The following is a 1,187-nucleotide window of genomic DNA, read 5'->3' as shown; positions in this document are numbered from 1 at the left end:
CAGAGCGTAGCTTAAAACCACTTTGGTGTTATATGGTCAAGCCTCACGAGCAATTAGTATTGGTTAGCTCAACGCCTCACAACGCTTACACACCCAACCTATCAACGTCCTAGTCTCGAACGGCTCTTTAGGGAACTTAAAGTTCCAGTGAGATCTTATCTTGAAGGAGGCTTCCCGCTTAGATGCTTTCAGCGGTTATCCCGTCCGAACATAGCTACCCGGCAATGCCACTGGCGTGACAACCGGAACACCAGAGGTTCGTTCACTCCGGTCCTCTCGTACTAGGAGCAACTCTTCTCAAATCTCAAACGTCCACGGCAGATAGGGACCGAACTGTCTCACGACGTTCTAAACCCAGCTCGCGTACCACTTTAAATGGCGAACAGCCATACCCTTGGGACCGGCTTCAGCCCCAGGATGTGATGAGCCGACATCGAGGTGCCAAACACCGCCGTCGATGTGAACTCTTGGGCGGTATCAGCCTGTTATCCCCGGAGTACCTTTTATCCGTTGAGCGATGGCCCTTCCATACAGAACCACCGGATCACTAAGACCTACTTTCGTACCTGCTCGACGTGTCTGTCTCGCAGTTAAGCGCGCTTTTGCCTTTACACTCTTTGCATGATTTCCGACCATGCTGAGCGCACCTTCGTGCTCCTCCGTTACTCTTTGGGAGGAGACCGCCCCAGTCAAACTACCCACCACACAGTGTCCTCGACCCGGATTACGGGTCTGAGTTAGAACCTCAAACATACCAGGGTGGTATTTCAAGATTGGCTCCACCAGAACTGGCGTCCTGGTTTCAAAGCCTCCCACCTATCCTACACAAGTAGGTTCAAAGTTCACTGTGAAGCTATAGTAAAGGTTCACGGGGTCTTTCCGTCTAGCCGCGGATACACAGCATCTTCACTGCGATTTCAATTTCACTGAGTCTCGGGTGGAGACAGTGTGGCCATCGTTACGCCATTCGTGCAGGTCGGAACTTACCCGACAAGGAATTTCGCTACCTTAGGACCGTTATAGTTACGGCCGCCGTTTACTTGGGCTTCGATCAAGAGCTTCGCTTACGCTAACCCCATCAATTAACCTTCAAGCACCGGGCAGGCGTCACACCCTATACGTCCACTTTCGTGTTTGCAGAGTGCTGTGTTTTTAATAAACAGTCGCAGCCACCTGGTATCTTCGAC

Annotated in this window: 1 rRNA gene; it reads right to left on the bottom strand. The window is 51.6% G+C overall.

The window, feature by feature from the left end:
• Window positions 1-32 precede the first annotated feature (32 nt).
• Window positions 33-1,187, bottom strand: a 23S ribosomal RNA gene (locus ACOSVP_RS18560); the annotation flags it as partial.

It is taken from the genome of Marinomonas sp. HM11-D (assembly GCF_057626615.1).
Note: the sequence above shows the minus strand (reverse complement) of the source record. Positions and strands in the feature narration are given on the sequence as shown.